Raw genomic sequence first — 25247 nt, 5'->3', positions numbered from 1 at the left:
GCTTTGACCCGTGTTCGGCCTATCGCTGCTGGTCTCCGGCCTCGCCTGGTGGCTGGGTCTCTACCTGCTCGCCCGCGACCCCCGCAAGCCGCTGTTGTGGTGGGCCGGCGTCGGCATGATCGGCTGTTCGGCCGCAGTCGTCGCGCCGAATCCCGTGCTCCTGGCGGTGCCGGCCCTGGCCTGGACGGGTGCGGTCCTGTTGCTCGCCCGTCCCGAGTTGATCAGGTGGTGGCTCCTCGCGCTGCTGCCGTTCCTCGCCGCGTCGTTCTTCGTACCGTGGGTCGTATTGCTCCCGCTGGCCGCGGCCGCGGTCCTAGCCATAAGAAAACGTGCTTACTTTTCACTCGTTGGAGTGATGTTCGGGATTTCGGCAGGTGCGTTCCTGCTGGGACTGCTGCCCGACGCGATCACGGTGCCGGCGCTCGGGGTCGACGTGGTGGCCTTCGGGGTCCTCGTCGCCGCCACGGACGCGGTCGAGGAGGGCGAGGCGATCCGCGCGGACATGCTGCGGTCGCTGGTCATCTCGGCCTTCACCGCGGTCCTGTTCGGGTCGCAGGTGATCTTCTTCGGCGGGCCGGACCTGCTCGTCTTCACGACCGTGGCGGCGGCGGTCGCGGTCCAGGTGCTCGCGAACCCGCTCGCGTCCGCGGTGGACCGTCTCGCCGTGCCGTCCGTGGCGGCGGAACGCGCCGAGCTCCGCGACGCCGCCGAGGCGTTGCCCAAACGCCGGCCGCTCGTGACCGAGGACGCCGCGGAGTTCGCCCGCCTGACCCGCAAGGCGCTCAGCTACTACGGCGACCTCGGAAAGCTCGTCGCGAGTCCGTTGATCGCGCTGACCGAAGACGGACCGCCACTCGACCGGGCCGCCCAGTTGAAAAGCATGCTGCTCGCGAGCATTCAGCGGCTCAAGCCTTCGGACGGCGATTTCGGCACGAGCGATGAATGGCGTTACTACAACGCCGTGTACTTCTACTACGTCAAGGGAATCCGGCCGTATTCGGTCCGGACCAAGCGCGAGGACCTCGACGCGGAGGACCGCCGCGCCCTGCAGTGGTTCGTGACACAGGTGCCGGAGCGGACGCTGCACAACTGGCAGAACGCCGCCGCGCGCCTGGTCGCGGCCGACCTGATGGCAGGAGTTGGCAGCACTTGACGTGGCTTTGGCAGCGTCGACCGGGCGATCGTCGGGCCATGTTGAAATTCGCCTTGAAACTCGACGGTGTCGCTTCGTTCACGCTGGGGCTGCTGACCGTCCTGATCCGCCCGGAAGTCGGAATGCCGGTGGGCTGGCAGATCGGGCTCGGTTCTTTCTGCGTCGTCTACGGAATGGGCGTGTTCTTCTTGGGAACGCGCGCCACCCCTGACCGCCGAATCGTCCTGATGGTCATCATCGGCAACCTGGTCTGGGCCGCCGACAGCATTCTGACCGCGGAACTGGGGTGGTTCCCGCTCACCGGCATCGGCGTCGCGCTGGTGCTGGTCCAGGGCCTCGCGGTGCTGGGCTTCGCGGTCCTGCAGTTCCTCGGCCTCAGGCGCGAAGGGTCCGCGAGCGACCGCGGAACTCAGCCACGATCTCGGTCCCTCGCCTGACCGTGACGTCGTAGATCCCGCTGCGGCCGAACCGGGTCCGTTCCACCGCCTCCGCCACCAGCTCGTCGCCCTCGTGCACGGGCCGGATGAAGTCGATCTCGCCGGTGGCGGCGACGGTGACGGACCCGGCCCTGTTGCAGGCGTAGGCGAACGTGCTGTCCGCGAGCAGGAACACGTAGCCGCCGTGCGCGATGCCGTGGCCGTTGATCATGTTCTCGGTGACCGTCATCCGCAGCGCCGCGTACCCGTCGCGCAGTTCGACGGGCTCGATGCCCAGTGCGGTGGAGGCCTTGTCGGCGGCGAGCATCTCGGCAGGACCATTCATTCGTGGCAGCCTAATCACCCTGGCGGTGGTGTCACGCAGCGTTCGAGCCGCCCTACTGTCCGACAGGCTTGATCGCTCAACATCGGAGGTGGTCATCATGGCTGGATGCTCTTGCTGCGGCTCGTGCACGGGTCCGGGCTGCGGGTGCTGCAGCGGCTGTTAGAAGCCACGGACGAATGAATGAAGGCCGTTGCAGGAACGGAAGTTCCCGCAACGGCCTTCGCTCCGCAGGGGCGGATCAGCCCGTGTAGGTCTTGAACAGGTTCGTGAACTCCAACCTGCGGAAACGGGACCTGCGAAGGGATGCCTCCACGAGGCCTCTGACCTGCGCGGATAGGTTCCGATGCGTTCCGTTGCGTTTCGACCCTTCTCGACGTCCGACGGCCTGTAGACGGCCTGAAACTTGATCACGGTGGCTCCTCCTGCCTGCTGACGGGCGGAGGGGCCGTCGTGCGTTGAGCGGCCGGCCGCGCTGAAGCTCGGGACAAGATTGGCGGCGGGGCGGAACTCGGGCGCGAGTCGAATGGGCTCGGCGATGGTCATGCTGACGTCTGGAACGGACGACACGGCGGCCTCGGTGGTCGAGTGGCCCGATCCCTTCATCGCCCACTCCTCCAGCTCGTAGCGGCCCCACAGGGCTAGCTGGTTCGGGTTGGTCGTCCGCCTGGCCTTCATGGCCGTCTCCCATCCGCCTGTCGACATCGGTTCCGGTGAACCTCGGTGGCTTGTCGCCCCCGGTTCCCCGGCCCTTGCCGTAATTAGCGCCGAGACGTTGAGGTCAAGGGTGGGCCTTGGCCCATCGCGTAGCGACGCCGTAGGCGCCCTTGATGTCAGCGGCTCGGTGTTAAACGATCCCTGGGCCTCGGCGGGACTAGTCACCGTCCGAGCTGCGCGTTCGCGGGCAATTCCGCGCGGTGAGGTCTGAGCAGCTTCAGGCAAGGATCAGCCAGTCTTCCGGCCGCTGGTGGCGGCGCGCGGACTCGGCCACGTGCGCGCGCTCCTGCGCGGGGCCGACGGGTGGAGCGAAGCGGGAGCCCGGCGTGTCCCGATGCGGGGAGCGGGCGCAACGGTAGGCGGTGTCAGCGCGAGACGTCCGCCCGCGCGCCGCCAGCGGGCGGCGCGCCTTGATCCCATAAAGCTAAATTCAGCAGTAACATCGCCACACTATGTGTCGATCAAGCCTGCATGCTGGTTAGGCCGAGGAATACAGGACTCATCACTCAGTGCACCGTGGACATCAGGTACAGTCTCCCGCCACTAGTGCCAACCTGAGAGGGATCGCAATGTGAAGAAGTTTCTAAGTGATTTTAGTACCGATTTCCTAAAAATATTTCTGTCGATCGCAGCAGTTGTGGGCCTCTACTTTGGCGCGCTGGACGTACAGCTCCTAAAGTGGTTCTGGATCACACTCGGTGCAGCGGTTGCATTCACTCTTGTGAAATGGGTATTTCCACGCTCGCTAGACGCAGCAAATCGTTATCGGGAACACCCGGAACTAGTGAAGCGCAACGCAGAGCTAGAGAAAGAGATAGTCAGCCTGAATCAATCCGTTATTGATAACAGTGCTGATTACTCTTCCTACGCCGCCATCGAAGGAAGATTCCAGGCCATGGGTCAGCTTCTTGCTGCCGCCTATCCCACAGATCTTAAAATTGTAAGCGTGAAGTCAGATGATGACATCATCTTCCTATCCGGAAAGTGGCATACAAGGAAGCCTGTCATCGGAACCAGGCTTTGCATGGTGCGAACCGGTGATCATAAATCCATCGGAGTCGTCCAAGTTGTAAGCTTGCACGAAGATACTCTGCATGCAGATATGCTGTGTGTCGATCCGTCCGACTTCGCCTTCTGGAACGCCATCCGAAACCGCGCAACTCATGACTTTCAACCGCCTCGCGCCGTCGAGCTGAGACCCTTCACTCTCGACGTTGAATGGGGATCAATCGATCCAGCAAGGTACCGAATTCCTAAGGTAACGGAAAAGAGCACTGAAGATGTCGAAGATTGAAGCAAAGATTGCCACTGTTATATCTCGATACGAGATCGCCTTGAACAAGGGCAGTGTTCACGGCGTTGAACTCGGACAGAAAGTCCACCTGTGGAAAGTTATCAGCGTGAAGGATCCCGAATCTAAGGAGAACCTGGGATCAGTAAGGGTAAGCAAAGGTGTCATGGAAATTACTGACGTTCAGGAAAGGTTTTCCCTTGCCGCCACGCCGGAACCAGACTACTTCAACCCGCTGATGGCAGCAGTAAGCGTGAAGTCAATCTTTAGTAACACGTCAGCTCCGCGAACCCAGTTGCGCGCCTCAAACATTCCTGACGATAATAAGAAGATCATCGACGTACAGGTTGGAGAAATCGTAGATATCTTGATCAAGGAGCGCACGGGTAATGACGACGACGCCGATGAAATTGAATTCGCGAACGAAGAAGAAAGCTCCTCTGACTCTATCGACAAGAACGAAGCTGAGCGGGAGTAGTTGAACCAAACCGCTGTTCTCACCGGACTAATCTCCTCGCAGATGTCCATCCAGAATCGGATTGCTTCCGCGCCCCAGCTCTAATTAGATTTACTCATCGCCGTAGTGGGATTGCCCGTACGACCTTCTTGTCGATCCTGCATATCCAGACAAAGCATCAGCCAGCTAAGCGCTTTCATAACACCGACGCCACAAGCGCCAAAATCGGTTCGGCAATACCTGGAGCGGCGGCAATTGTATGTGCGGATGTAGCTGTATGCGGAGCCCCTGTGCTGTCCATTACGACAGCACCCGACTCACGAGCAATAAGAATTCCAGCTGCCATATCAAGCGGCTTGTTTGAAAGGACGATTGCACCGTCAATACGACCCTCAGCCAACCAGACAAGATCATGAGCGGCAGACCCGAACATCCGAATGCGCTCGACATGTGCGGCAAGTTCGGCAGTGAGCGCGATCCGCTGATTATTCTTCGCTGCCGCACCTTCTCCAAGCGCGTAATCGCCAATCGCCACAATGGACTTGGATAGCTCGCTGGTTCTGCTAGCTGAGAGCTTCGTCCCGTTCACGAACGCCCCTCCGCCAACAACGGCGGAGTAGTGAAGTTCCAAGTACGGCAACGAAATTGCGGCGGCGATCGTACGGTCACCCTGCATCAGTGCCAGCGAAACGCCACACAGCGGCACGCCATGGACGAAATTGGCGGTGCCGTCGATGGGGTCGAGGCCCCACACATATGCGCTATCAATGGCGGCGGCGCTGCGCCCTTCTTCCTCGCCAACGAAACCGATGTCGGGTGTCGCCTGGGCAAGATACGCGCGGATCTTGTGTTCGATCCTCACGTCTACGTCGGTGAACGTGTCGCGGTCGGCCTTCTCTGTGACAGTCTCCGGGCGGGCCGTCTTGATCAGCTCATGACCGATGCGGACAGCCTTCCGGGCTACGTCTGCCAAGTGGTCGAGCTGGTACATCAAGCAACCTCCCGCGCGCGGTCCCACATGGACTCGAAAACTTGGGCGAACGTCGTGTAGAGACCGGGCATGGTCTGGTCCTTTTCGATCACCAGCGTCGGCGACTCAACGCCTCGTGCGTCCGGCAGATACGGTTGCACCACACACTTGATCTGGTCGACGATCGTGATGTTGTAGCGGATCGGCTCGTCATAGACACGGATGCCAAGCGACCCCTTGGCGTTCGGTGAAGCCTTCGAGCCCACCCGACGAAGGGCCTCGATGTTCAGGCGCGTGAGCGTGCTGAGGTGCCCCTCGGGCAAGCCCTCCTCCTGCTCTCGGGCCGTGCTGTAGGTGCCGTTCGGGTCGAGGAATAACGCACGGATGGTCGTGCCGTCCTCAAGCGCGTCCATCAGGCTCTTGTCCGAGTACTGCTGGCACAGCATGTTGAGCGACAGGCCGGCCATGTCGATCTGCTTCGCGCCGTCGAACAAGGTCCGCGGAGTGACGTTGTGCAGGAACTCGGTCCGCGTTGCGTACACAGCGGTGACGTCGGCAAGCCGGGCCTGCTGGGGCAACTGCACCGGACGCGGGGCGGGGGCGTTGCTGGTAGCGCGCTGTGGCGGAGTCACGAGGCTTTCGCCGTCGCCCTCGTGGGGTGCCAGGAGCTGGTGCGCGGTCCACCCCGGAAACATCTTCTCCAGAACGCGGCAGTGGTCCGCGTACGGCAGGCCCAACAGGTCGCCGGACATCCACCGGTAGAACTGCGCTTTGCTCGGCCACTGGCCTACGAGGTCGCCGTCGAGCTGCTTCGCGACGCGGTCGTATTCCTTGCGGAATGACATGTACCCCTGCATGTGCCGCTGCCGTAGCAGCACTCTCAACAGCGTCGATTCGGCCGGCATGACCTCTCCCCGTGGTGCGCGTTCGACTCAACGTAGCACCCTCATGAGACCAAGACGAGACTATTTGAGTACTCGGCGCGTCAGACGAGACAGGGACGGAACGCGGACGGGACGAATCGGTGCCGAATCTAGGTAGGCAAGTTCGAGAAGTGGCACCGAGCCGCGATTGAGCGGCCCTGCAGAAGGAGAACCACGTGGGTATCCCCGCTGGCCATCGGTTCCCGATCACGTTCGACGAGTTGTTCCCTCAGGGGTTCTTCGTGTTGAGCGTGGAGCGGGCGACGGAGTACTCGGAGGGCAAGCAGCCGCGTCCGGCTGTGGACAAGCTGACGGGCCTTCCGGTCTGGACGGTCCAGGGCACGGACCCGTCCGCGAAGGGCAAGAACACGGGACAGGTCGTCAAGATCGCGTCGGAGTACCAGCCTGTCCCGCCGGAGGTGCTGCCCGGCACCCCGTTCCGTCCGGCGGTGTTCCGTGGCCTCAAGGTCACGCCGTACGTGCGGGACGGCTGGGTGAGCTACACGGTGTGGGCCGATGAGATGTTGGCTCCGCAGTCGGCGAACCGTGGCGTGAAGCCGCAGGGCAACGCCGCGCCTGACGCCTCCAAGGCAGCGTAAGCCGTGGCTGATCTTCAGTCGTTGGGTGAGCAGTGGCAGAAGGCTTACCAGCGGTTCACGGCTGCCGATGAGGCGAACCGCTACGCGAGTGCTGATGACCCGGAGGCTGCCGCCCGGATCGCGCCCGCCTATCGGCAGGTGGCGTGGGCCTGGCGGCAACTGGCCGGTCATGCGGAGACGCCTTGGTGGGCCAAGGCGGCTGCACTGCACGCCGCTGAGATGTTCGACCACCAAGCGGAGACGCGTGAGCGGCTGTTGCACCGCGACACCGACGCCTACGGCGAAACCGGCGCAGGGAGGTTGACGTGACCGTGGTTGAGCGTCGTGGGGCTACATGGGCTCAGGTTGAGCGGATCGTCTCGCTCAGCGAGGCACACGAGGTACTGCCCCGGCTGATGCCGGACAGGAAGGATCTGGCCGGACTGCGGCGGTTCCACGAGAAGAGCGCGGCGGTGTACCGGCGGGTGGCTGACCTGGACCGTGGTCACCACCACGAGGCCCTGTACTGGGCGGATCGTGAGGATCGGCTCGCGCGCGAGTTGGACGGGCACCGGGAGGGGACTTCGTCGTGACCGCAGAAATTCTGACCGAGGAGCTGCTGCGCACGTCGCTGACGCGGTTGTCGCGGGAGGTCGCGAAGACGCATCCCCAGTTCAGCGAGCTGCTTACCCAGCACACGATGCGCACGTGCAGCCTGGTCCCGGACCCGGAGCGGGCGAGGCACTTCCAGGAACTTGGCGTGCTGCTCATTGACCTTGGACGTCTCTACCTGTCCGAGTCGGAGATGCTTCTCGGAGCAACAGGGTCACCAGAGTCAGAAAGCCTGGAGTGAGGGTCATCGAGACTCGTCGTCGCCCTCCACGAGACGCCGCGCTGCGTCGAACGTGAGACATGAGGTCCCGCAATCTGGTTGGCACTTGAGGAAAACCTTGTGAGATAGGGGTTTGCGTCGTCGGCGCGTGGCTGCATGTCGCGTGCTGATGACGCATGCCCTTGGCGCACAACTGAATACGGGTGTGCGGCCGGTTGGTGGTCGCCGATGGAAACAGCCGAGTTCTTGGCGGTTCTGGGTCTGCTTCCATGGCGACGCGCCGACTGGTCTTTCTTGTCGTCTTCGTTGCTACGCAAAGGAATTCCAGTCGTGTCAATGGTATCTGTCTGTATGGGTGCGGCGTCAAGCCGAGCCGCTACCCCACTGGTGTGGATGTCCTCACTCTCCCCGCAGTGTGGGGGTGAGGCCTGATGGGTAGGTGGGTTGATCCGGCCCCGTTCGAGGGTGTGCGTCCGCGTGTGCCGTGGTGGGCGCTCGTTCCGGGAAAGCTGAAATGGATTGCCGCCGTCGCGGCGCTGGTGTGGCTGCTGCTGGTAGGCGTCGTGCGCCTAGTGCTTCTGGTTGCGCGGTATCCGGTGGTGACGCTGACTCCGGCGTTGGTGCTGGTGTGCTGGTGGCGTCTGGGCTGGGGGCCGCTGGTCCTGGTGCTCCTGGCGGTCGCGGCCGGCCTGGTGATCTGGTGGGGTCTGTCGCGAGGCTCGTTCCGTGATCAGGTGTGGCTGAGGCTCGTGACGGAGTGGCGTCGTGCCTCGGTGTACGTGCCGCGCTGGAAGACCACCGTGCGCCTTGCCGAGCTGGCCAAGGAGTGGCGGGGTCGCGAGTACCTGCCGAAGCTGCGGCGCGTTCGTTCGGATGGCTGGCGGGACCGTGTTCGGGTCCGGATGGTCCCGGCCCAGTCGCACGAGGAATGGGAGCTTCGTCGCGCTGGGCTCGCGCACTCGTTCGGGGCGCGGTCGTGCCGGGTTCGGGTGCTCAAGCCTCGGATGCTGGAACTCGACTTCGTGCACGCCGATCCGCTGGCCCGTCCGGTGCCGGTGCCTCCGCTGTGCAATGACGCGGACGCGGTCGACCTCAAGCGTGTGGTCGTCGGCATCCTGGAGACCGGGAGGGCCTGGCGGCTGAAGCTGCTCGGTAACCAGGTCCTCGGGGTCGGCGTCCAGGGCGCGGGCAAGGCCTCGGTGCTGTGGTCGATCGTGTGGCACCTCGCCCCGGCCATCCGTGCGGGAGCTGTCCGTCTGGTGGGGATCGACCCCAAAGGCGGGATGGAACTCGGGCAGTGCGAGGAAGCATTCTCGCGGCTCGTGTTCGACAACGGCGCGGCTGCGGTCGAGCTGCTGGAAGAGATCGCGGCGGAGGTCAAGGAACGGGCTGCGAAGTACCGGGGCGTTCGCCGGATCTGGGCGCGTCGCACGGGTGAACCGTTCACCCTGCTGATCATCGATGAGTTGGCGGATCTCGTTGCGTACCAACCAGATCGCAACCTGAGGGAACGTGCGGTCCGGGCTGTTTCCACGATCACGTCACAGGGTCGCGCGCCCGGTTACGCGGTCCTGGGACTGGTGCAGGACCCGCGTAAGGAGGTCGTGGCGTTTCGGCACCTGTTCGGGACCAAGATCGCGCTGCGGCTCGATGAGGCCCCTCAGGTGGACATGGTCCTGGGTGAGGGTGCGCGGGCTCGGGGCGCTGCGGCTCACGAGATCAGCGAGAACACGCCCGGTGTCGCGTGGGTGAAGACCGATGGACGCGGGATGCCCGAACGAGCGCGTGCCTTCCACGTGACGGACGCGGACCTGGTCGAGCTGGCCATGTTCTTCGGGATCACCGAAGCCACGGTGCACGAGTTCCCGAACCGCCCGGACGGCGGCGATGTGATGGGAGGTGAGGCGGCGTGACCGACAACCGAAGGGAGACCATGTCGAACGATGCGGAAGCCGTAGGGGTGGCTGTTGTTCCGGCTGTCACTCAGGACGTGGCTGGCATGACCTCGGCCGAGCGCGCCCGGATGCCGCTCTCCCTCGACGTGGTCAAGGCTGCGGCGGAACAGCACGGGGTCTGTGTGCGACCGGTGCTGCGGGAGGTCGTGGACCTCGACACCGGTGAGGTCCGCATGGTCGGTGTCCGGTGCAACTCGACCGTGGCGAGCAAGTGCCCGGCGTGTGCGGACCGCAACCGGCGTGCGCGCATGGCTCAGTGCAGGGAGGGCTGGCACCTCGACCAGGAGCCCGTGGCGGAGCGGGAGACCGCCACGAGTGATCAGGTCGAGCTGGTCACCTACCGCTCGGATCTGACTGCCGAGTACCGCCGAGCACAGGCTGAGGCTGCGCTTGAGCACGTCGAGGACCTGCGAGAAGCGATCCGGGAGGCAGACGCGGATCTGCGCAGGGAGGGAGTCCGCGGCAACCTCCCCAACGTGGATCGGCCGGCCGCGCCTGCCCCGGTCCGCTCGACTCGGCGGCGTCAGGACTCGCCGAACCTGCCTCGTCGCAAGGTCGCCAAGACGACGGTCGGGCGCGAGTTCGCGGGCAAGTACCGGCCCTCGACGTTCGTCACGCTCACGCTCGACTCCTACGGCAAGGTGCGCTCGGACGGCACGCCCGTGGATCTGGGCACGTACGACTACCGCCGTGCTGCTCGGGACGCGGTGCACTTCGCGTCGCTGATCGACCGGTGGTGGCAGAACCTGCGTCGGGTCGTGGGCTGGGACGTGCAGTACTTCGGCACGGTCGAGCCCCAGAAGCGCATCACCCCGCACGCCCACTTCGCCGTACGCGGCTCGATCCCGCACGCGGTGGTGCGCCAGGTGACGGCGGCGACCTACCTCCAGGTGTGGTGGCCCAACCACGACGAGATCAAGTACAGCGGTGACCGGATGCCGGTGTGGGACATGCGCGCCAAGGGTTTCGTGGACCCCGACACCAACGTCTCACTCATGCCGTGGGCGGACGCGGTGACCGATCTGGACACTCCGGCGCACGTGGTCGAGTTCGGCTCACAGGTGCACTCCAAGGGCATCCTCGGCGGCACCGAGGAAGCTGGGCGGCACATCGGCTACCTGACCAAGTACCTGGTCAAGTCGATCTCTGAGGTCGTCGCGGTGGACGACTCGCAGCGGGTGAGTGAGCACGCGGACCGCCTGGCGGCCGAGCTCGCAATCACGCCGTGCTCGGAGCGGTGCGCGGTCTGGCTGCTCTACGGGGTCGCGCCCAAAGGCACGCACTCCCGGATGACTCCGGGCCGGTGCCGCTCCAAGGCACACCGCCGCGAAACGCTCGGGTTGCCGGGGCGGCGGGTGCTGGTGTCGCGGCGCTGGTCGGGGAAGACCCTCGCCGAGCACAAGTCCGACCGGGCCGCGTTCGTCCGTGAGGCTCTGGCGGCTGCCGGGATCGCCAAGCCGGAAGGGACGGACCGGACCCGGCTGATGTGGGCTCCGGTCCGGTTTGGTGATCCGCACGCTCCCAGCCGGACCGAGCTGCTGATGCAGATGATCGCCCAACGGCTCAAGTGGCGCGCCCAGTACGACCAGGCCCAAGCGGTGCTGGCCGCGTTGCCCCGACCTGCGCCCGATGAGGGGCTGAGTCTTTCAGCAACTCATCGGGAGGCGGCCTGACCAGCAACGGGGAGGGGGACAGCATGAGTGATCGACCACGCTTCATCACCATGGAATGCCTCTGGACTCCTGCGGTGCTGGCCGAGTTCTTGGGGATTCCGGAGACCACGCTCCGTCAGTGGCGGCACAAGGGGACCGGGCCGTCCTTTGTCCGCATGGGCAAGCACGTTCGCTACCGCCCGGATGACGTCCGCGACTGGTTGGACGGACAAGCAGCCTGATCGACCCGCCCAGCCGGGACCAAGTGCTCGGCTGGGTCTTTCAGCAATTCAATCAGAAAGGCACAACTGCCGTGGCTGGACACATTCAAGACCGTTGGTGGCGGGACAAGAAGGACCCGGATACCGGGGAGGTCGTTCTCAACGCGAAGGGCAGGCCGGTCCGCGAGAAGACGGACCTCTATGGGATCGGGCTGCGCTACAAGGTTCGGTACTACGACCCTGACGGCGTCGAGCGGAACAAGAGCTTCCCGGACAAGCAGCTCGGTAAGGCGCAGGACTTCCTCACCAAGATGCAGCACGACGTCCTGGCCGGCGTGTTCATCGACGCGGATGCGGGGAAGGTCAAGTTCCGCGACTACGCGGAGAACTGGTTGAAGGGGCAGTCACAGGATGCGAAGACGCGGCAGACCTTGAACGGTCGACTGCGGAATCAGCTGAACCCGTTCTTCGGGCACAAGTCACTGGCTGCGATCAACGCGGAAGTGGTCCGGGACTGGCTTGAGTGGCTGCGCGAGAAGAACCTCGAAGCCTCGACTCAAGCTGTCTCCTTCGACACCCTGTCGTCGATCATGAGTGCGGCCGTCGATGACAAGAAGATTCGCTCCAACCCGTGCAAGGCGCAGAGCGTCAAGAAGCCCAAACGGATCGCAAAGAAGATCGTTCCCTGGTCAGAGGGGCGGTTGCGCGCCATTCAGCTCGCCCTGCCGCCCCGGTTCGAGATCGCGGCAACGCTCGGGGCGGGAGTCGGCATGAGGCAGGGAGAGGTCCTCGGATTTTCGCCCGACGACATCAACCGTGAAGAGCTGGTTGTGAACGTCGTTCGACAGATCCGGTTGATCGGCAAGCAGCTCGTCTTCGCGCCACCGAAGGGTGGAAAGGAGCGGGTAGTCCCGCTGGGGCAAGGAGTGCTCGACGCGGTAGACGCCTACCAGGAGCAGTTCGAGCCGATCTCGGTCACGCTGCCGTGGAAGGAGCCTGGCGGGCGGCCGGTCACGGTTCGTCTGCTCATCGCGGTGAACTCGACTGGCAGGCTCTACTCCGGGCAGGCGTTTCACGAGGTCGTGTGGAAACCGGCCTTCAAGCGGGCGGGCCTGGTCTACACGGCGAAGGTCGACGGCTCGCACGCGCTTCGCCACCTGTACGCGTCTCTTCTGCTCGCGCTCGGCGTGTCGATCAAGGAACTGGCCGATTACCTCGGTCACGCCGATCCGGGGTTCACGCTGCGGACGTACACCCATCTCATGCCGTCGAGCCACAAGCGGGCTCGGGCGGCTGTCGACTCGGTGTTCCGCCCGCAGCGGGCAGAAGAACCCCGGACGGCCTGATGACGGCCTGGTGTGATCAACGATCACCGTTTTGCCTGGTCAGCCTGTGTAAGCCTTGAAGATGTTCGTGAACTCCCAGTTGGCCTGCGAGATTCCACTGCACGTGGGCGAAACCCCGCCGCCGGGGCAGCCCTTGTCGCGGCCCGCCGACCAGAACGCGACCCGCCCGACGTGGTTGGCCTTCGCGTAGTCGAGGACCTTGCGCGCGTCGTCCTGGGTCGTCGTCGGGCCTGTGTCGTTGCGTCCGATCATCGGCGTGAGGCCCAGCAGTGCCTTCAACTGCGCGTCGGACTTCGACGGCCAGATGGCGCGCATCTGCCCGAGGGTGGCGTTCGCTGCGTTGACCATCGCGTCGCCCCAGTTGCCCGTGTAGCCGAAGTTCATCAGCATCGGGTTCACGAGGACGTTGACGCCCTTCGCGGCCGCGTCCTTCAGGACGTCCACCGAGTACGGGTCCATGCCGTAGTCCTGGCCCTGGATGCGCATCGTGTAGCTGACGGTGGTGCCGCGGGTGTCCTGCAGCCTCTTCAGCGCCGTGTTCACGACGGCCTGCGGGATGGTGGCTTCCACGTCCACGTCGATGCTGTTCGAGCCCACGGCGTCCAGCACGGCCACGTAGGCGTTGTACAGGGAGTCCGCGGTCGAGCAGACGTGCTCCAGGTACGGGCCCATGGCGCCGCCGGTCGCGACGATGACGCTGCCGCCCTGGGCCTTCAGGGCCCTGGCGTCGTTCACGATGCGGCTGTCGTTCAACGGGACCGTGCCGCCCCACGCCGGTGCACAGCCGCTTGAGGAACCGAGGGCGAACGCGAGCGTGAAGTGCTTCTGGCCGGTCGCGTTGGCCACGTCCATGAGCGATGGCGTCGGCATCGTGATGTCGATGTACGGGGCGACGCGCGCGCTGCCGGGCGTCGGCGGCACATCGGACGTCGTGGTGGTGGTCGGCCCGGTCGTGGTCGTCGTGGTGGTCGTCGTGCCACCGCCACCGCCGCACGGAACGCCGTTGAGCTTGCAGTTCGTCGGCAGCGCGGAGCCGTTCACCAGGAAGCCGAAGCTGGTCGACGCACCTGCCGCGACGGTGCCGTTGTACTCGCGGTTGGTGAACGTGTGGTGGTTGCCGCTGCTGGTCAGCGTGGCGTCCCAGTAGGAGCCGACGGACGCGCCGGCGAGGTCGAACTCCAGTTTCCACCCGGACAACGCGGTGGAGCCGGCGCTGACCGTGAACTTGCCCTGGTAGCCGGAGCCCCAGGACGAGTCCTGGCTGAACGCGGCGGACTCGCCGGCGGCCGAGGCGGTGGGGGCTATGGCGACGAGTCCGGCCACCAGTGCGGTGGCGGCCCCGGCGGCGAGAACGGCGAAGCGGGCCATCGGGTGTGGTCCTTCCGGCAGGGGAGGAAGGGAGCGGTGCAGGACCACGGGGCGCGTCGCGGTCCTGCACCACGTGCAGGGAGGCGCCCGTACGTTCAGCGCCTGCTCGATCACGGTAAGTGGCCTAGACCATAGCGTCAATGGGTCTAGACCTCTTCTGTCTGTCGGACAGTGGAACAATTCCGGGGGTGCGTGGAGCAACTGGAATCGGATCGCTGCCCGGAACCGACATCGACGAGGCGGCGCGTGTCGTCGTAGGAGAGCTGCCTGAGCTGCCGCACGTCCCGGAGCTGCCTGGCCGGGGAGTCGGCGCGGACATGATCGGCCGCACCGCCGGCCTGCTGGTCGACCTCGCGATCGAGGTCATCACGTCCGGCTACCGCGTCACCCCGCGCGCCGGCCGTGACCACCGCCGCGCCGTCGACCTGCTGCGGGGCGACCTGGACGCGTTCGACGAGGCTCTGGAACGGGCGGGAGCGCGGCCGGAGACGGTCAAGGTGCAGGCCGCCGGGCCGTGGACGCTGATGTCGAACATCGAACTGATGCGCGGCCATCGGGTGCTGACTGACCCTGGTGCCGTGAAGGAGTTCGCCGCGTCCCTTGCCGAGGGCCTCAAGCAGCACGCGGCGGAGGTCGCCAAGCGCACCAAGGCGAAGGTCGTGGTGCAGCTCGACGAACCGGGTCTGCCCGCCGTTCTGCAGGGCCTGCTGCCGACGCCGTCCCAGCTCGGCACCGTGGCCGCCGTTCCGGGCCCGGACGCCCGTGCGGTGCTCGCCACCGTCATCGACGCGTTGAAGGACCACGAGGTGGTGGTGCACTGCTGCGCGCCGCACCCGCCGCTGACGTTGCTCCGCGAAGCGGGCGCGACGGCGATCTCGTTCGACGCGACCTTGATCAAGGGGGCAGAGGCGCTCGACGAGATCGGCGAGACGTGGGAGGCGGGCACGACGCTGGCGCTCGGGCTGGTGCCGAGCACGGACCCCGGCGCGCCGGTCGCCCTCAAGGACGTCGGGCAGCGGGCGTTCACCCTGGTCGACCGCCTCGGCTTCCCGCGGTCGATCCTCGCCGAGCAGGCGCTGCCGACTCCGACCTGCGGACTAGCCGGTGCGTCGTCCACTTGGGTCAAGCGCGCGCTCTCGCTGACGCGGGACCTCTCCCTGTCGTTTTCGGAGCCGCCCGAGGGCTGGTGATGTCCGGTTTGTGGGGCTAGTCTGCTGCGAACTATTAGGAAACTTTCTTAACCGAAGGCCGAACGCCGAGGCCTGGACCGGGAGTTCCTCTCATGCGCATCAGACGTGCGGCCCTCGTCGCCGCAGTGCTCACAGGTGTGGTCGTGGCGCCTGCACAGGCCGCTCCCACCGGTCAGATCCGGCTGGACCAGGTCGGATTCGGTACCTCCGAGCAGAAGCACGCCTACGTGCTCGGAGGCGCCGCGAACACCAGGTTCTCCGTCGTGGACAGCCGCGGCCGGACCGTGCTGACCGGCAGGACGGGTGCGTCGACGGGCTCGTGGAGCGACACGTTCCCCGCGGTGCACCCGATCGACTTCTCCTCGCTGAGGAGGTCCGGGACGTACCGGATCAAGGTCGGCACCACGACCTCTCCGGCGTTCAAGGTCGACTCGCTGAAGAGGCTGTTCGCGCCGGTCGCGCACAACACCGTCGAGTTCTTCCAGGCGCAGCGCGACGGCGCCGACGTGATCCCGGGCAGGCTGAACCGCAAGCCCGCGCACCTCACCGACCGCGAGGCGCTCGTCTACGAGGCGCCGGTGTTCGCGGGCGAGGGCGGCGACCAGATCGCGGCGCCGCTCAAGCCCACGGGCGACAAGGTCGACCTCGAAGGCGGCTGGTTCGACGCCGGCGACTTCGTGAAGTTCACGCACGCCTCGTCGTACTCGACCGCGTCGATGCTGCTGGCGTTGCGCAACAAGCACGACGCCGCGCTCTACGACGAGGCGAAGTTCGGCCTCAAGTGGCTCGACAAGGCGTTCGACGAGAAGACCGGCACGCTCTACGCGCAGGTCGGCATCGGCACCGGCTCCGAGGAGTTCGCCTTCGTCGGCGACCACGACGTGTGGCGCCTGCCCGAGGCGGACGACAAGCTGAACGTCAAGCCGGGCGACAGCGAGTACTTCATCAAGTACCGCCCCGTCTTCCGCGCGAACGCCGCCGGCGAGAAGATCAGCCCCAACCTGGTCGGCCGCGTGGCCGGGTCGTTCGCGCTGGCCGCGCAGATCGAGGCCGACCGCAACCCGCGCGCGGCCCGCGCGTACCTGGACAAGGCCGCGCAGCTCTTCGCGCTGGCCAAGACCGAGAACGTCGGCGAGCTCGTGACGGCGTTCCCGCACGCGTACTACCCCGAGGAGTCGTGGACCGACGACATGGAGTTCGGCGCGACGCAGCTCGCGCTGGCCGCCAAGGCGTTGCACGACAAGCGTTACGGCCAGTTCGCCCGCGCGGCCGCGCACTGGGCCAAGGAGTTCCTCGCGACGCAGGACCCGGACACGCTCAACGTCTACAACATCTCCGCGCTCGGCCACGCCGACCTCGCGAAGCTGCTGAAGAAGGGCATCCCGGGCGCCGAGGTGACCGAGAAGCAGGTCATCGGCGACATCCAGCGCCAGCTGCAGAAGGGCGCGGACGCGGCCAGGACGTCGCCGTTCCGCACCGCCGCCAACGTCGAGACCTGGGACGTCGGCTCGCGCACGTTCGGCTACATCACCACCGCCGCGCTGTACCAGAAGCTCACCGGTGACAGGACCTACGAGACCTTCGGCACGCAGCAGCGCGGCTTCGCCCTCGGCACCAACGCCTGGGGCACCTCGCTGATCGTCGGCGTCGGCACCAAGTTCCCCGAGTGCCCGCACCACCAGGCGGCGAACCTCTCCGGCTCGACGAACGGTGGCTCGAAGGTGCTGGTCGGCGCCGTGATCAACGGTCCGAACGACGCCTCGCTGTTCGGTGACCTCGGTGAGATGCCGCCGGGTTCCGTCGACTGCACCAAGCCGTACACCGTCGAGTTCAACTCCGCGAAGTCCGTGTTCGCCGACGACCTGCGCTCGTGGCCGAGCTCGGAGCCGGCCATCGACTTCACGGCGACGGGTGTGCTCGGCTTCTCGCTGATCGCCCACTCCTGAGTGGCGCCGGTGCGGGCCCGGGTGTCCAATTCGGACTTGTGCTCAGGCTCGCGCTGGTCTTCGTGTTGCTCATGTCCGGCACGGCACATGCCTTGCCGTCGGACGTGAGGTGCCGAGTTCCCGGCGTGGGGGGGGGGGGGGGGGGGGGGCGGGGGGGCGCGGGGGGGGGGGGGGGGGGGCGCGCGGCCCCCCCCCCCCCCCCCCCCCCCCCCCCCCCCACGCCGTTGGTCTTTCTCTGCGCGTGAGCGACAAGGTGATGCTCGCCGGATTCGAGGCCGGGTGGGTCGAGTCGCACATGAACAACCTGGCGTGCGGTGACCGCGACTCGCTGGGCGTGTTCCAGCAGCGGCCTTCGATGGGGTGGGGGACGCCCGAGAAGATCATGGACGTGTCCTACGCGTCGCGGCGGTTCTTCGAGTACGCGATGCGCGTGGACCGGCCGGAGCTCTCCGCGGGGCTGCTCGCCGACGCGGTGCAGCGGTCGTGCTGCCCGGAGCGGTACGACCAGGCGGAGGCGCGTGCCGCGTCGATGCTGCGGCAGGCGTGGCAGGGCGGTCCCGAGGTCGTCGGCGGCGTCGTCCACGTGGTGGCGGACGGCGACGTCTGGGCCGACCGCTCGCGGCTGAGCACCTCGGGCGACTTCGTCGGACGGCCGTCGGTGGCCGGGCGTTCCGTGTACGCACGCACGGCTCGCGGCGAGGTCAGGGCGCTGACGGGCGGTGCCGTGCGCACGGTGGCCTCGGGTGTGGCAGGTGATCCTGAAGCGGTGGCTCGTCCCGACGGAACGGTGGACCTGTACGCGGTGCTGGCCGACGGCAGCGTCGCGAAACTGTCAGACCTGCCTGGGACGATTGGGATGGGGGCCGGATCCCCCCAGGGGGCCCGCCAGTCCGGATCGATTCCGAGCTGGCAGGCGGTGAGCCCGGCCGGATTCGCGGCGGGCAAGCCGTCCGCCGTGGTTCTTCCGGACGGGTCCGTGACCGTGTACGTCAGGTCCGGCGACAGGTTGATGGCCGGCGCCGCCGGGGCGTGGCGTGAGATCGCCCGGTTCCTCGAAGCCTCACCCGAAGCGGTTCTCCGTCCAGACGGGACGGTCGGCGTCCACACCCTGATCGGCGGACGCCCGCACCGCCTCACCACCGCATGGGAACCGTGGGGCGAAGCCCGTTTCATCGACACCGTGTCCGCACAGCCCGACGGCACCGTCTACGCGCGCACGGCCGAAGGCGACGTGCTCAAAGCCGGTTGAACGGCTCCGCGTACCGGAACGGGCCTGCGGGCACCTCCGCGAAGAGCCGGGCCTGGAAGTACGGCCCCCACTCGGGGTCCGGCGGCGTGATCCCGAACTCCGAAGCGAGCCTGAAGCCGAACCGCGAGTAGTAGTTCGGGTCACCCAACAGGATGACCGCGCGCTCGCCGCGCGCCTCGGCCGCGCCGAGAACCGCGTGCATCAACGCCGACCCGATGCCGGCGCGTTGGTGCGAGGGATGCACGGCGATCGGCCCGAGTCCGAGAGCGGGCACCTCGCCGACGTACCCGCGCGTGCACACGACGTGGCCGCGAACCTCGTCCTCCACCAGTGAGAACTCCGGGATCCAGCCCTCGTCCGCGCGCAACCAGTCGATCAGCGGAGCCTCCGGCCCGTTCTTGAACGCGAGGTTCGTGACGGTGCGGATGGCGTCGATGTCTGCGGGTGTCTCCCGCCGGATCAGCATGAGCCGCACTGTGGCCAACTGCGCCATCGCGCGCCACTCGATTTTCGCCTCCATAATCCGCAGCGTGGTCGTGAGACGGACCGTGATGGTGTGCGTACTTGCCGTGCTGGCCTATCTCGGCGTGTGGTGGGCGTTCAGCGGAACCGACGAACCCGCGCAGTCGGCGCCGGAGTCGATGTTCCTCACCGACTACTCCAAGGCGGAAAAGGGCATCTGCGTGAAGTTCAGCGGTCCCGGTGAGAACGACCAGGGCCTCACGGTCGTCGACTGCCGAGGCGGCCGCGCCGCGCTGAAGGTCGGGACCGTCCTGACCGAGACGAGCGGCAAGTGCCCGCGCGGCGACTACAAGGTGTTGCGCGACACCAGGCACAACGCGGCGCTGTGCCTGCTGCCCAACGCCGAGCCCGGCGACTGCTTCGAGCTCGACACCGACGACCTGCAGAGGTCCGTCGTGTCCAAGTTCGACTGCGCGGCGCCGCGGGTGAACGTGCAGGTCGTCGACGTTGCTGCCGGAAGTTGCCCCGAAGAGGCCGAACTCGGTGTTCCCTATGAGGAGATGACGCTCTGCCTGAGGAGGGTGCGTTGATCGTCTTCGAGGGTCCGGCCGAGTTCGACGCCTGGCTGCACGAGAACGGCGCGAGCGAGACCGAGCTGTGGATCAAGTACGCCAAGAAGGGGTCGGGGATCAGGACGATCACCTACGGCGAGGCGCTGGACGTCGCCCTGTGCCACGGGTGGATCGATGGGCTCGTGCGGTCCATCGACGAGACCTACTACTCGCAGCGCTGGACGCCGCGCACGGCGCGCAGCAAGTGGTCCAAGCGCAACTGCGGCAAGGTCGAGGAACTGATCGCCGCGGGCAAGATGCTGCCGGCGGGCATGGCCGAGGTCGAGAAGGCCAAAGCGGACGGCCGCTGGGAGGCCGCCTACGCGGGACCGGCGACGATCGAGGTGCCGGACGACCTCACCGAGGCGCTGGAGGCCAACCCGAAGGCCGCCGAGTTCTTCAAGACGCTCAACAGCCAGAACAGGTACGCCGTGCTGGTGCGGATCCACGACGCGAAGAGGCCGGAGACGCGGCAGCGGCGCATCGCCCAGTTCGTGGAAATGCTGGCGGACGGACGAAAGCTCTACCCTTGAGAATCATGAAGTGGTTCCGCCGCCGCAAAGCCGAGGACGTCGCCCCGGCCCACCTGCCGAACGCCGAGGAAGCGGCACAACGCTTCTGGGAACGGTGGTTCGAGCTGGTCCCCGTGGTCAGCGCGGCGCTCGGCGACGGCGAGCCGCACCGCGTCGAGGACGAGCTCGAGGACCTGGTGAGCGCGTTGCACCCGGACCTGGTGTTCTCGCTCGAACAGGGCCACATGGCCATGTACGCGCTGGTGATCACCGGTCAGGAGGACCCGAGGCTGCGCCCGTACACCGACGCGTGGATCAACGCCGCGCCGCCGTCGGACATGGTGTGGGAGTTCCACGACTCCGTGCCGCCGGTGCCCGACCCGACCGAGGTGGTCGTGAACCTCGGCCAGGTCAGGATGCGGCTGGGCGACTACCGCGTGGTGGCCCAGGTGGACGGTGACGTCGTGGACGTCGCGGTCTACCACCCGGCGCTGGCCGGCCTGAGCGACCAGCACCGCCAGACCATGACGTTCCTGCCCCTGGACGTCACTCTGGGCGAGCGGCTGGCAGGGGAGCGGCTGCGGCGCGTGGAGACCGCGGAGCTGGAACCGCAGGGCACGATCAGCCTGCTGGAGCTGCGTTCCCTGGTGCGCGAACTCGCCGGGCAGGCGGAGCGCTGAAAACTGTCGGACCTGGTCACTAAGCTGTGGCACGTGACCAGCGAGAGCCTTGAAGACGTCCCCGCAGAGGTGCGCGAGCGGCATGCCGTGCTCGCGGAAGAGGTGCGCTCGCACCAGTTCCGCTACTACGTGCTGGACGACCCGATCGTCACCGATGGTGAGTTCGACGCGATGCTCAAGCAGCTGGAGGCGCTCGAGGCCGAGCACCCCGGCCTCGCCACGCCCGAGTCGCCGACGCAGCTCGTCGGCGGCACGTTCTCGACGGAGTTCAAGGCGGTCGACCACCTGGAGCGCATGCTCAGCCTCGACAACGTCTTCGCCCAGGACGAGCTGACGGCCTGGTTCGAGCGGGTCCAGAAGGAGATCGGCTCCGGCACGCACTTCCTGTGCGAGCTGAAGATCGACGGCCTCGCGATCAACCTCCTCTACGAGAAGGGCCGGCTGACGCGGGCGCTCACGCGTGGCGACGGCCGCACGGGCGAGGACGTGACGCTGAACGTCCGCACGATCGCGGACGTCCCCGTGGTGCTGAAGGGGTCCGCCGAGTACCCGGTGCCCGACCTGGTCGAGGTGCGCGGCGAGGTCTTCTTCGCGGTCGAGGACTTCCTGGCGCTCAACGCCTCGCTGGTCGAGCAGGGCAAGCCGCCGTTCGCGAACCCGCGCAACACCGCCGCCGGGTCGTTGCGGCAGAAGGACCCGAAAGTCACCGCCTCGCGCAAGCTGCGGATGATCTGCCACGGCATCGGCAGGTCCCAGGGCTTCGAGGTCGCCCGCCAGTCGCTCGCCTACGAGGCGCTCAAGGCGTGGGGCCTGCCGGTCTCCTCTCACACCGAGGTGCTCACCGACCCGGCGGACGTCCGCAAGAAGGTCGAGTACTGGGGCGAGCACCGGCACGACGCGGTCCACGAGATCGACGGGCTGGTGGTCAAGGTCGACGAGGTGTCGCTGCAACGGCGCCTGGGCACGACGTCGCGCGCCCCGAGGTGGGCCATCGCGTACAAGTACCCGCCGGAGGAGGCCACCACCACCCTGCTCGACATCCAGGTCCAGGTGGGCCGCACCGGCCGGGTGACGCCGTTCGCGGTGATGGAACCGGTGAAGGTGGCCGGTTCCACGGTCGCGCGGGCCACCCTGCACAACGGGTCGGAGGTCAAGCGCAAGGGCGTGCTGATCGGCGACCGCATCGTCATCCGCAAGGCGGGCGACGTGATCCCCGAGGTGCTCGGCCCGGTGCTGGCCGCGCGCCCGGCCGACGCGCGCGAGTTCGAGATGCCGGCGAGGTGTCCCGAGTGCAACTCCGTCCTGCGCCCGATGAAGGAGGGCGACGTCGACATCCGCTGCCCCAACGCGGAGACGTGCCCCGGTCAGCTGCGCGAACGCCTGGCGTACCTCGCCTCCCGCGCCGCGCTCGACATCGAGGTGCTCGGCTACGAGGCGGCCGCGGCGATCACCGAGTCCACGATCTACACCAACGAGGCCGACCTGTTCGACCTCGACGCGGAGGCGTTGCGGCAGGTCGAGCGCTTCACGACGAAGAACGGCGAACTGTCCGCGAACGCGCTGAAGCTGATCGACAACCTGGAGGCCGCGAAGCAGCGTCCTCTGTGGAGGGTGCTGGTCGCGCTGTCGATCCGTCACGTCGGGCCGACGGCCGCCCGCGCGCTGGCCCAGCAGTTCGGCTCGATGGACGCGATCATCGAGGCTCCCGAGGAGGCGCTGGCCGGTGCCGAGGGCGTGGGCCAGACCATCGCCACGGCCGTGGTCGAGTGGCGGGAGACGGAGTGGCGCCAGCACGTCGTCGAGCGCTGGCGGGCCGCCGGCGTGCGGATGGAGGACGAGCGCGACGCGTCCATCGAACGCAACCTCGAAGGCCTGTCCATCGTGGTCACCGGCTCGCTGGCGGAGTACTCGCGCGACTCGGCCAAGGAGTCGATCCTCGCCCGCGGCGGCAAGGCGGCGGGCTCGGTCTCCAAGAAAACCGCTTTCGTGGTGGTCGGCGACTCGCCAGGATCCAAGTACGACAAGGCCGTCTCGCTGAAGGTGCCGGTCCTCGACGAGGCAGGCTTCCGCGTTCTGCTGGAGCAGGGCCCCGACGCGGCGCGGGAGGTGGCCCTCCCGGTCGAAGACGGCTCAGTGGAAGAAGGCGCAGATGGCTGACCTGATCATCCGCCCGGCGACGGAGGCCGACCTGCCGGCGGTCGGCTCCATCACGGTCGAGGCCTACGTCGCCGACGGCTTCGTGGACGCCCACGACAACTACGCGAGCGTCCTCTCGGACGCCGAGTCGCGCTTCCGCGACGCCGAGCTGCTCGTCGCCCAGGACGAGTCGGGCACGGTCCTGGGATCAGTGACGGTGGTGCGCCCCGGCACGCCCTACGCGGAGATCTCCCGGCCGGGCGAGCTGGAGTTCCGCATGCTGGCGGTGTCGGCGGCGGCCCGCGGCCGCGGCGTCGGCGAGGCCCTGGTGCGGGCCGTGTTCGCCAAGGCGCAGGCGGCGGGCGCGACCCACGTCGTCCTGTCGTCGTCGGAGAAGATGGTGGCGGCGCACCGGTTGTACGAGCGGCTGGGGTTCACGCGCTTACCGGAGCGCGACTGGACGCCGGTGCCGGGCGTGAACCTGGTGGCGTACGCGTGCGGAACACCCCTCTGAGCAACCCCGCCGGAGGCCGTGCGTCCACAGGACAGTCGGCGCGGATGGGGGTTCGCGAATGAGATCGGCCGTCCTGCTCGCGCCGGTGCTGGTGGCGGCCGCCTCGGCGGCACCGGCACACCTGCCGGCCGACGATCACCGGCAGCTGGCCGACCTGACCCAGCTCTACCTCGAACGCCGGGCCGACAAGATCACCACCCGTCCGCAGGCGCCGGGCTTCGGCGTGCCCACGACCGAGGCGTTCGCCACCCGGTTGCGGGTCGACGAGACCAAGCTGGCCGACCGTCGTGCGCGGTACAGCGCGTCCGCGCTCGGCGGCTACTCGCACGCGAAGGTCCGCACCGAGCCGGACCGGATCGTGGTGGCCCAGGACGGCAGCGCCGTCGTCCACGTCCGGGAGGTGACCGAACTCCACTTCGGCAAGCCCGCCGGCGTCACGCACAGCACCTTCGCCACGGGTCACGTCCTGATCTTCGACCGCACGCCCGCCGGTTGGGCGCTGGCGGCCGCGATGCACCCACCGGGCTCCGTGTGCAAGATTCCGCCGGAAACGCAGTTCTGCGGCATCCACTCAGAGCGATGACATGATCCGCGCCCGCAGCTCGGGGTCACCCGCGGCCTGCTCGTACAGCAGTTCCCGCAGCACCTCGGGCGGGAGCGTTCTCAGCACGTCCTTGAGCTCGACGTCCTCGGCGTCCGGCGGCGGCACCGTCTCGCCCCGGTCGAGCAACACCAGCCCGACAGCCACGCAATGCTTGCAGAAGAACCCCTCCGACCCGTGCGGACAGCTGCACGCCCCCATCAGATGAGTCCCCGACCACGACAGTTCCACCGCGTACGCGTCCTCGTCACCACCCCGCACCCGCGCCGCCACGTGACGGCTGTGCACCCGCAGGGACAGCACCGCTTCGCGGTAGGTCAGACCGCGCCAGTACGACTTGGTACCCGCGCGGTGCAGCAGCAGCTCGGTGGTGAGGGTCGTCGACACGGGGGTCATCCAACCGGGTGACCACAGAAAGGATCAACATGATCGCGATCGGCCCACTCGAACCCGCGGACCGAGCCAGGTGGCAGGAGCTCTTCGAGGGCTACAACACCTTCTACGAACGCACGCTGCCAGCGGAGATCTACGACGAGAAGTGGGAAGCGTTCCAGGCGAACAACAACATCCACGCCCTATGCGCCCGCGTCGACGGCACCTTGGCCGGCATCACGCACTTCTTCAAGCACCCCAGCACGTCCGGCCCGGACGTCTGCTACCTGCAGGACCTCTTCACCACCCCCGAGGCGCGCGGCCGAGGTGTCGGCCGCGCGCTCGTCGAGGCGGTGGCGGAATGGGCGAAGCGGCAGGACTGCTGCCGCGTCTACTGGCACACCAGCGAGAGCAACGAGACCGCCCGCAGGCTCTACGACCAGATCGCGGAGAAGACGCCGTTCGTCCACTACCGAATCGTGCTCTAACGAGCCGTCGTCTCCAGGTCGAGCAACGTCACGGCCGCGCGGAAGTACTTGTTGGTGCCCAGGTCACGCACGGTCTTGATGTTGAACGCGGCCTTCAGCTTCTCGGCGTCACCGGCGCTCACGCCCTGCAGCGCGTCGACGGGGGCGTCCAGGATCTCGGTGAGCGGGAGGTTCTCGTAAGCCTTGTCGAGCAGCATGTCGAGGTTCACGGTGATGGCCATGATCTTCATACCTCCGGGAAGTGGGGGCGATCACGGCCGATTC

General features: G+C 66.9%; 29 protein-coding genes. 22 read left to right on the top strand and 7 right to left on the bottom strand.

Going from position 1 to position 25247, the window contains the following annotated elements; translation table 11 throughout:
• Window positions 1-10 precede the first annotated feature (10 nt).
• Both ORI60_RS35075 and ORI60_RS35070 read left to right on the top strand, forming a co-directional pair.
• On the top strand, window positions 11-1153 hold the full coding sequence (locus tag ORI60_RS35075; protein WP_266042300.1) for a hypothetical protein: 1143 nt from the start codon (window positions 11-13) through the stop codon (window positions 1151-1153).
• Window positions 1150-1590, top strand: coding sequence for a hypothetical protein (locus ORI60_RS35070; RefSeq protein WP_266042299.1), 441 nt, complete (start codon window positions 1150-1152; stop codon window positions 1588-1590). The genes ORI60_RS35075 and ORI60_RS35070 overlap by 4 nt, the downstream gene beginning before the upstream one ends.
• Here ORI60_RS35070 and paaI read toward each other — a convergent pair.
• The gene (gene paaI / locus ORI60_RS35065) at window positions 1529-1915 is read right to left on the bottom strand and encodes a hydroxyphenylacetyl-CoA thioesterase PaaI (RefSeq protein ID WP_266042298.1); all 387 of its coding nucleotides are present in this window, start codon (window positions 1913-1915) and stop codon (window positions 1529-1531) included. The genes ORI60_RS35070 and paaI overlap by 62 nt on opposite strands.
• Window positions 1916-3200: 1285 nt before the next feature.
• On the opposite strand from paaI, the gene ORI60_RS35060 reads away from it, so the two are divergent.
• Both ORI60_RS35060 and ORI60_RS35055 read left to right on the top strand, forming a co-directional pair.
• On the top strand, window positions 3201-3923 hold the full coding sequence (locus ORI60_RS35060; RefSeq protein WP_266042297.1) for a hypothetical protein: 723 nt from the start codon (window positions 3201-3203) through the stop codon (window positions 3921-3923).
• Window positions 3910-4398 (top strand): hypothetical protein, encoded by a 489-nt coding sequence (locus tag ORI60_RS35055; protein ID WP_266042296.1) that lies wholly within the window; start codon window positions 3910-3912, stop codon window positions 4396-4398. The genes ORI60_RS35060 and ORI60_RS35055 overlap by 14 nt, the downstream gene beginning before the upstream one ends.
• Before the next feature lie 175 nt (window positions 4399-4573).
• Here ORI60_RS35055 and ORI60_RS35050 read toward each other — a convergent pair whose 3' ends face one another.
• Both ORI60_RS35050 and ORI60_RS35045 read right to left on the bottom strand, forming a co-directional pair.
• Window positions 4574-5368, bottom strand: a complete 795-nt coding sequence (locus tag ORI60_RS35050) for an inositol monophosphatase family protein (RefSeq protein ID WP_266042295.1) — start codon at window positions 5366-5368, stop codon at window positions 4574-4576.
• Entirely contained in the window at window positions 5368-6252 is an 885-nt protein-coding gene (locus ORI60_RS35045; protein WP_266042294.1) for a DUF5919 domain-containing protein, read from the bottom strand. The genes ORI60_RS35050 and ORI60_RS35045 overlap by 1 nt, the downstream gene beginning before the upstream one ends.
• 194 nt (window positions 6253-6446) lie before the next feature.
• Here ORI60_RS35045 and ORI60_RS35040 point away from each other — a divergent pair, with 194 nt between their 5' ends.
• The 8 genes from ORI60_RS35040 to ORI60_RS35005 all read left to right on the top strand — a co-directional run bounded on the left by ORI60_RS35040 (window position 6447) and on the right by ORI60_RS35005 (window position 12854).
• A complete protein-coding gene (locus ORI60_RS35040) occupies window positions 6447-6869 on the top strand; it encodes a hypothetical protein (protein WP_266042293.1) in 423 nt (140 codons plus the stop codon).
• 3 nt (window positions 6870-6872) lie between these two features.
• Window positions 6873-7178 (top strand): hypothetical protein, encoded by a 306-nt coding sequence (locus ORI60_RS35035; RefSeq protein ID WP_266042292.1) that lies wholly within the window; start codon window positions 6873-6875, stop codon window positions 7176-7178.
• Window positions 7175-7441: an AMED_5909 family protein gene (locus tag ORI60_RS35030; RefSeq protein WP_266042291.1), complete on the top strand. Its 267-nt coding sequence runs from the start codon at window positions 7175-7177 to the stop codon at window positions 7439-7441. Before ORI60_RS35035 ends, ORI60_RS35030 begins: the two co-directional genes overlap by 4 nt.
• Entirely contained in the window at window positions 7438-7701 is a 264-nt protein-coding gene (locus ORI60_RS35025; protein ID WP_266042290.1) for a hypothetical protein, read from the top strand. Before ORI60_RS35030 ends, ORI60_RS35025 begins: the two co-directional genes overlap by 4 nt.
• Before the next feature lie 410 nt (window positions 7702-8111).
• A complete protein-coding gene (locus tag ORI60_RS35020; RefSeq protein WP_266042289.1) occupies window positions 8112-9593 on the top strand; it encodes an FtsK/SpoIIIE domain-containing protein in 1482 nt (493 codons plus the stop codon).
• Window positions 9594-9679: 86 nt separating this feature from the next.
• Entirely contained in the window at window positions 9680-11308 is a 1629-nt protein-coding gene (locus tag ORI60_RS35015; RefSeq protein ID WP_266042288.1) for a replication initiator, read from the top strand.
• Between the two features lie 23 nt (window positions 11309-11331).
• Window positions 11332-11529 (top strand): helix-turn-helix transcriptional regulator, encoded by a 198-nt coding sequence (locus ORI60_RS35010; RefSeq protein WP_266042287.1) that lies wholly within the window; start codon window positions 11332-11334, stop codon window positions 11527-11529.
• A 23-nt stretch (window positions 11530-11552) separates the two neighbouring features.
• Window positions 11553-12854, top strand: a complete 1302-nt coding sequence (locus ORI60_RS35005; RefSeq protein WP_266042286.1) for a tyrosine-type recombinase/integrase — start codon at window positions 11553-11555, stop codon at window positions 12852-12854.
• Between the two features lie 39 nt (window positions 12855-12893).
• On the opposite strand, the gene ORI60_RS35000 is transcribed toward ORI60_RS35005, so the two are convergent.
• Window positions 12894-14222: a cellulose binding domain-containing protein gene (locus ORI60_RS35000; protein ID WP_266042285.1), complete on the bottom strand. Its 1329-nt coding sequence runs from the start codon at window positions 14220-14222 to the stop codon at window positions 12894-12896.
• Between the two features lie 140 nt (window positions 14223-14362).
• Between ORI60_RS35000 and ORI60_RS34995 the strand changes: the two genes are divergently transcribed.
• The 3 genes from ORI60_RS34995 (at window position 14363) to ORI60_RS34985 (ending at window position 18607) form a co-directional block, all read left to right on the top strand.
• Entirely contained in the window at window positions 14363-15412 is a 1050-nt protein-coding gene (locus ORI60_RS34995) for a methionine synthase (protein ID WP_266042284.1), read from the top strand.
• Window positions 15413-15504: 92 nt separating this feature from the next.
• Window positions 15505-17358, top strand: a complete 1854-nt coding sequence (locus ORI60_RS34990) for a glycoside hydrolase family 9 protein (RefSeq protein WP_266042283.1) — start codon at window positions 15505-15507, stop codon at window positions 17356-17358.
• 241 nt (window positions 17359-17599) lie between these two features.
• Window positions 17600-18607 (top strand): hypothetical protein, encoded by a 1008-nt coding sequence (locus tag ORI60_RS34985; protein ID WP_266042282.1) that lies wholly within the window; start codon window positions 17600-17602, stop codon window positions 18605-18607.
• Here the strand turns inward: ORI60_RS34985 and ORI60_RS34980 are convergent.
• The gene (locus tag ORI60_RS34980) at window positions 18594-19073 is read right to left on the bottom strand and encodes a GNAT family N-acetyltransferase (RefSeq protein ID WP_266042356.1); all 480 of its coding nucleotides are present in this window, start codon (window positions 19071-19073) and stop codon (window positions 18594-18596) included. The two genes, ORI60_RS34985 and ORI60_RS34980, sit on opposite strands and share 14 nt — an antisense overlap.
• Before the next feature lie 64 nt (window positions 19074-19137).
• On the opposite strand from ORI60_RS34980, the gene ORI60_RS34975 reads away from it, so the two are divergent.
• The 6 genes from ORI60_RS34975 to ORI60_RS34950 are packed head-to-tail and all read left to right on the top strand — an operon-like array spanning window position 19138 to window position 24105.
• Entirely contained in the window at window positions 19138-19659 is a 522-nt protein-coding gene (locus tag ORI60_RS34975) for a hypothetical protein (RefSeq protein WP_266042281.1), read from the top strand.
• A complete protein-coding gene (locus ORI60_RS34970; RefSeq protein ID WP_266042280.1) occupies window positions 19656-20213 on the top strand; it encodes a YdeI/OmpD-associated family protein in 558 nt (185 codons plus the stop codon). The genes ORI60_RS34975 and ORI60_RS34970 overlap by 4 nt, the downstream gene beginning before the upstream one ends.
• A 5-nt stretch (window positions 20214-20218) precedes the next feature.
• The gene (locus ORI60_RS34965) at window positions 20219-20872 is read left to right on the top strand and encodes a hypothetical protein (RefSeq protein WP_266042279.1); all 654 of its coding nucleotides are present in this window, start codon (window positions 20219-20221) and stop codon (window positions 20870-20872) included.
• Window positions 20873-20905: 33 nt separating this feature from the next.
• A complete protein-coding gene (gene ligA / locus ORI60_RS34960) occupies window positions 20906-23029 on the top strand; it encodes an NAD-dependent DNA ligase LigA (protein ID WP_266042278.1) in 2124 nt (707 codons plus the stop codon).
• A complete protein-coding gene (locus ORI60_RS34955) occupies window positions 23022-23522 on the top strand; it encodes a GNAT family N-acetyltransferase (RefSeq protein WP_266042277.1) in 501 nt (166 codons plus the stop codon). Before ligA ends, ORI60_RS34955 begins: the two co-directional genes overlap by 8 nt.
• A 58-nt stretch (window positions 23523-23580) precedes the next feature.
• Complete coding sequence (locus tag ORI60_RS34950) at window positions 23581-24105, top strand: hypothetical protein (RefSeq protein ID WP_266042276.1); 525 nt, start codon at window positions 23581-23583, stop codon at window positions 24103-24105.
• On the opposite strand, the gene ORI60_RS34945 is transcribed toward ORI60_RS34950, so the two are convergent.
• Complete coding sequence (locus ORI60_RS34945) at window positions 24094-24510, bottom strand: SWIM zinc finger family protein (RefSeq protein ID WP_266042275.1); 417 nt, start codon at window positions 24508-24510, stop codon at window positions 24094-24096. The two genes, ORI60_RS34950 and ORI60_RS34945, sit on opposite strands and share 12 nt — an antisense overlap.
• 38 nt (window positions 24511-24548) lie before the next feature.
• On the opposite strand from ORI60_RS34945, the gene ORI60_RS34940 reads away from it, so the two are divergent.
• Window positions 24549-24983 carry a GNAT family N-acetyltransferase gene (locus tag ORI60_RS34940; RefSeq protein WP_266042274.1) on the top strand — a complete coding sequence of 145 codons (435 nt, stop codon included), beginning with the start codon at window positions 24549-24551 and terminating at the stop codon, window positions 24981-24983.
• Here the strand turns inward: ORI60_RS34940 and ORI60_RS34935 are convergent.
• The gene (locus tag ORI60_RS34935; RefSeq protein WP_266042273.1) at window positions 24980-25204 is read right to left on the bottom strand and encodes a hypothetical protein; all 225 of its coding nucleotides are present in this window, start codon (window positions 25202-25204) and stop codon (window positions 24980-24982) included. The two genes, ORI60_RS34940 and ORI60_RS34935, sit on opposite strands and share 4 nt — an antisense overlap.
• Between the last annotated feature and the right edge of the window lie 43 nt (window positions 25205-25247).

This window comes from Lentzea sp. NEAU-D7 (assembly GCF_026242055.1).
In the GTDB taxonomy this organism is placed as follows: domain Bacteria; phylum Actinomycetota; class Actinomycetes; order Mycobacteriales; family Pseudonocardiaceae; genus Lentzea.
Note: the sequence above shows the minus strand (reverse complement) of the source record. Positions and strands in the feature narration are given on the sequence as shown.

Excerpts from the sequence above, each read along its gene's own strand:
- paaI (WP_266042298.1), bottom strand. The coding sequence starts at position 1,915 with ATGAATGGTCCTGCCGAGATGCTCGCCGCCGACAAGGCCTCCACCGCA.
- ORI60_RS35055 (WP_266042296.1), top strand. The coding sequence starts at position 3,910 with ATGTCGAAGATTGAAGCAAAGATTGCCACTGTTATATCTCGATACGAG.
- ORI60_RS35050 (WP_266042295.1), bottom strand. The coding sequence starts at position 5,368 with ATGTACCAGCTCGACCACTTGGCAGACGTAGCCCGGAAGGCTGTCCGC.
- ORI60_RS35045 (WP_266042294.1), bottom strand. The coding sequence starts at position 6,252 with ATGCCGGCCGAATCGACGCTGTTGAGAGTGCTGCTACGGCAGCGGCAC.
- ORI60_RS35020 (WP_266042289.1), top strand. The coding sequence starts at position 8,112 with ATGGGTAGGTGGGTTGATCCGGCCCCGTTCGAGGGTGTGCGTCCGCGT.
- ORI60_RS35015 (WP_266042288.1), top strand. The coding sequence starts at position 9,680 with ATGACCTCGGCCGAGCGCGCCCGGATGCCGCTCTCCCTCGACGTGGTC.
- ORI60_RS35010 (WP_266042287.1), top strand. The coding sequence starts at position 11,332 with ATGAGTGATCGACCACGCTTCATCACCATGGAATGCCTCTGGACTCCT.
- ORI60_RS35000 (WP_266042285.1), bottom strand. The coding sequence starts at position 14,222 with ATGGCCCGCTTCGCCGTTCTCGCCGCCGGGGCCGCCACCGCACTGGTG.
- ORI60_RS34995 (WP_266042284.1), top strand. The coding sequence starts at position 14,363 with ATGGGTCTAGACCTCTTCTGTCTGTCGGACAGTGGAACAATTCCGGGG.
- ORI60_RS34990 (WP_266042283.1), top strand. The coding sequence starts at position 15,505 with ATGCGCATCAGACGTGCGGCCCTCGTCGCCGCAGTGCTCACAGGTGTG.
- ORI60_RS34980 (WP_266042356.1), bottom strand. The coding sequence starts at position 19,073 with ATGCTGATCCGGCGGGAGACACCCGCAGACATCGACGCCATCCGCACC.
- ORI60_RS34965 (WP_266042279.1), top strand. The coding sequence starts at position 20,219 with ATGAAGTGGTTCCGCCGCCGCAAAGCCGAGGACGTCGCCCCGGCCCAC.
- ORI60_RS34955 (WP_266042277.1), top strand. The coding sequence starts at position 23,022 with ATGGCTGACCTGATCATCCGCCCGGCGACGGAGGCCGACCTGCCGGCG.
- ORI60_RS34950 (WP_266042276.1), top strand. The coding sequence starts at position 23,581 with ATGAGATCGGCCGTCCTGCTCGCGCCGGTGCTGGTGGCGGCCGCCTCG.
- ORI60_RS34940 (WP_266042274.1), top strand. The coding sequence starts at position 24,549 with ATGATCGCGATCGGCCCACTCGAACCCGCGGACCGAGCCAGGTGGCAG.
- ORI60_RS34935 (WP_266042273.1), bottom strand. The coding sequence starts at position 25,204 with ATGGCCATCACCGTGAACCTCGACATGCTGCTCGACAAGGCTTACGAG.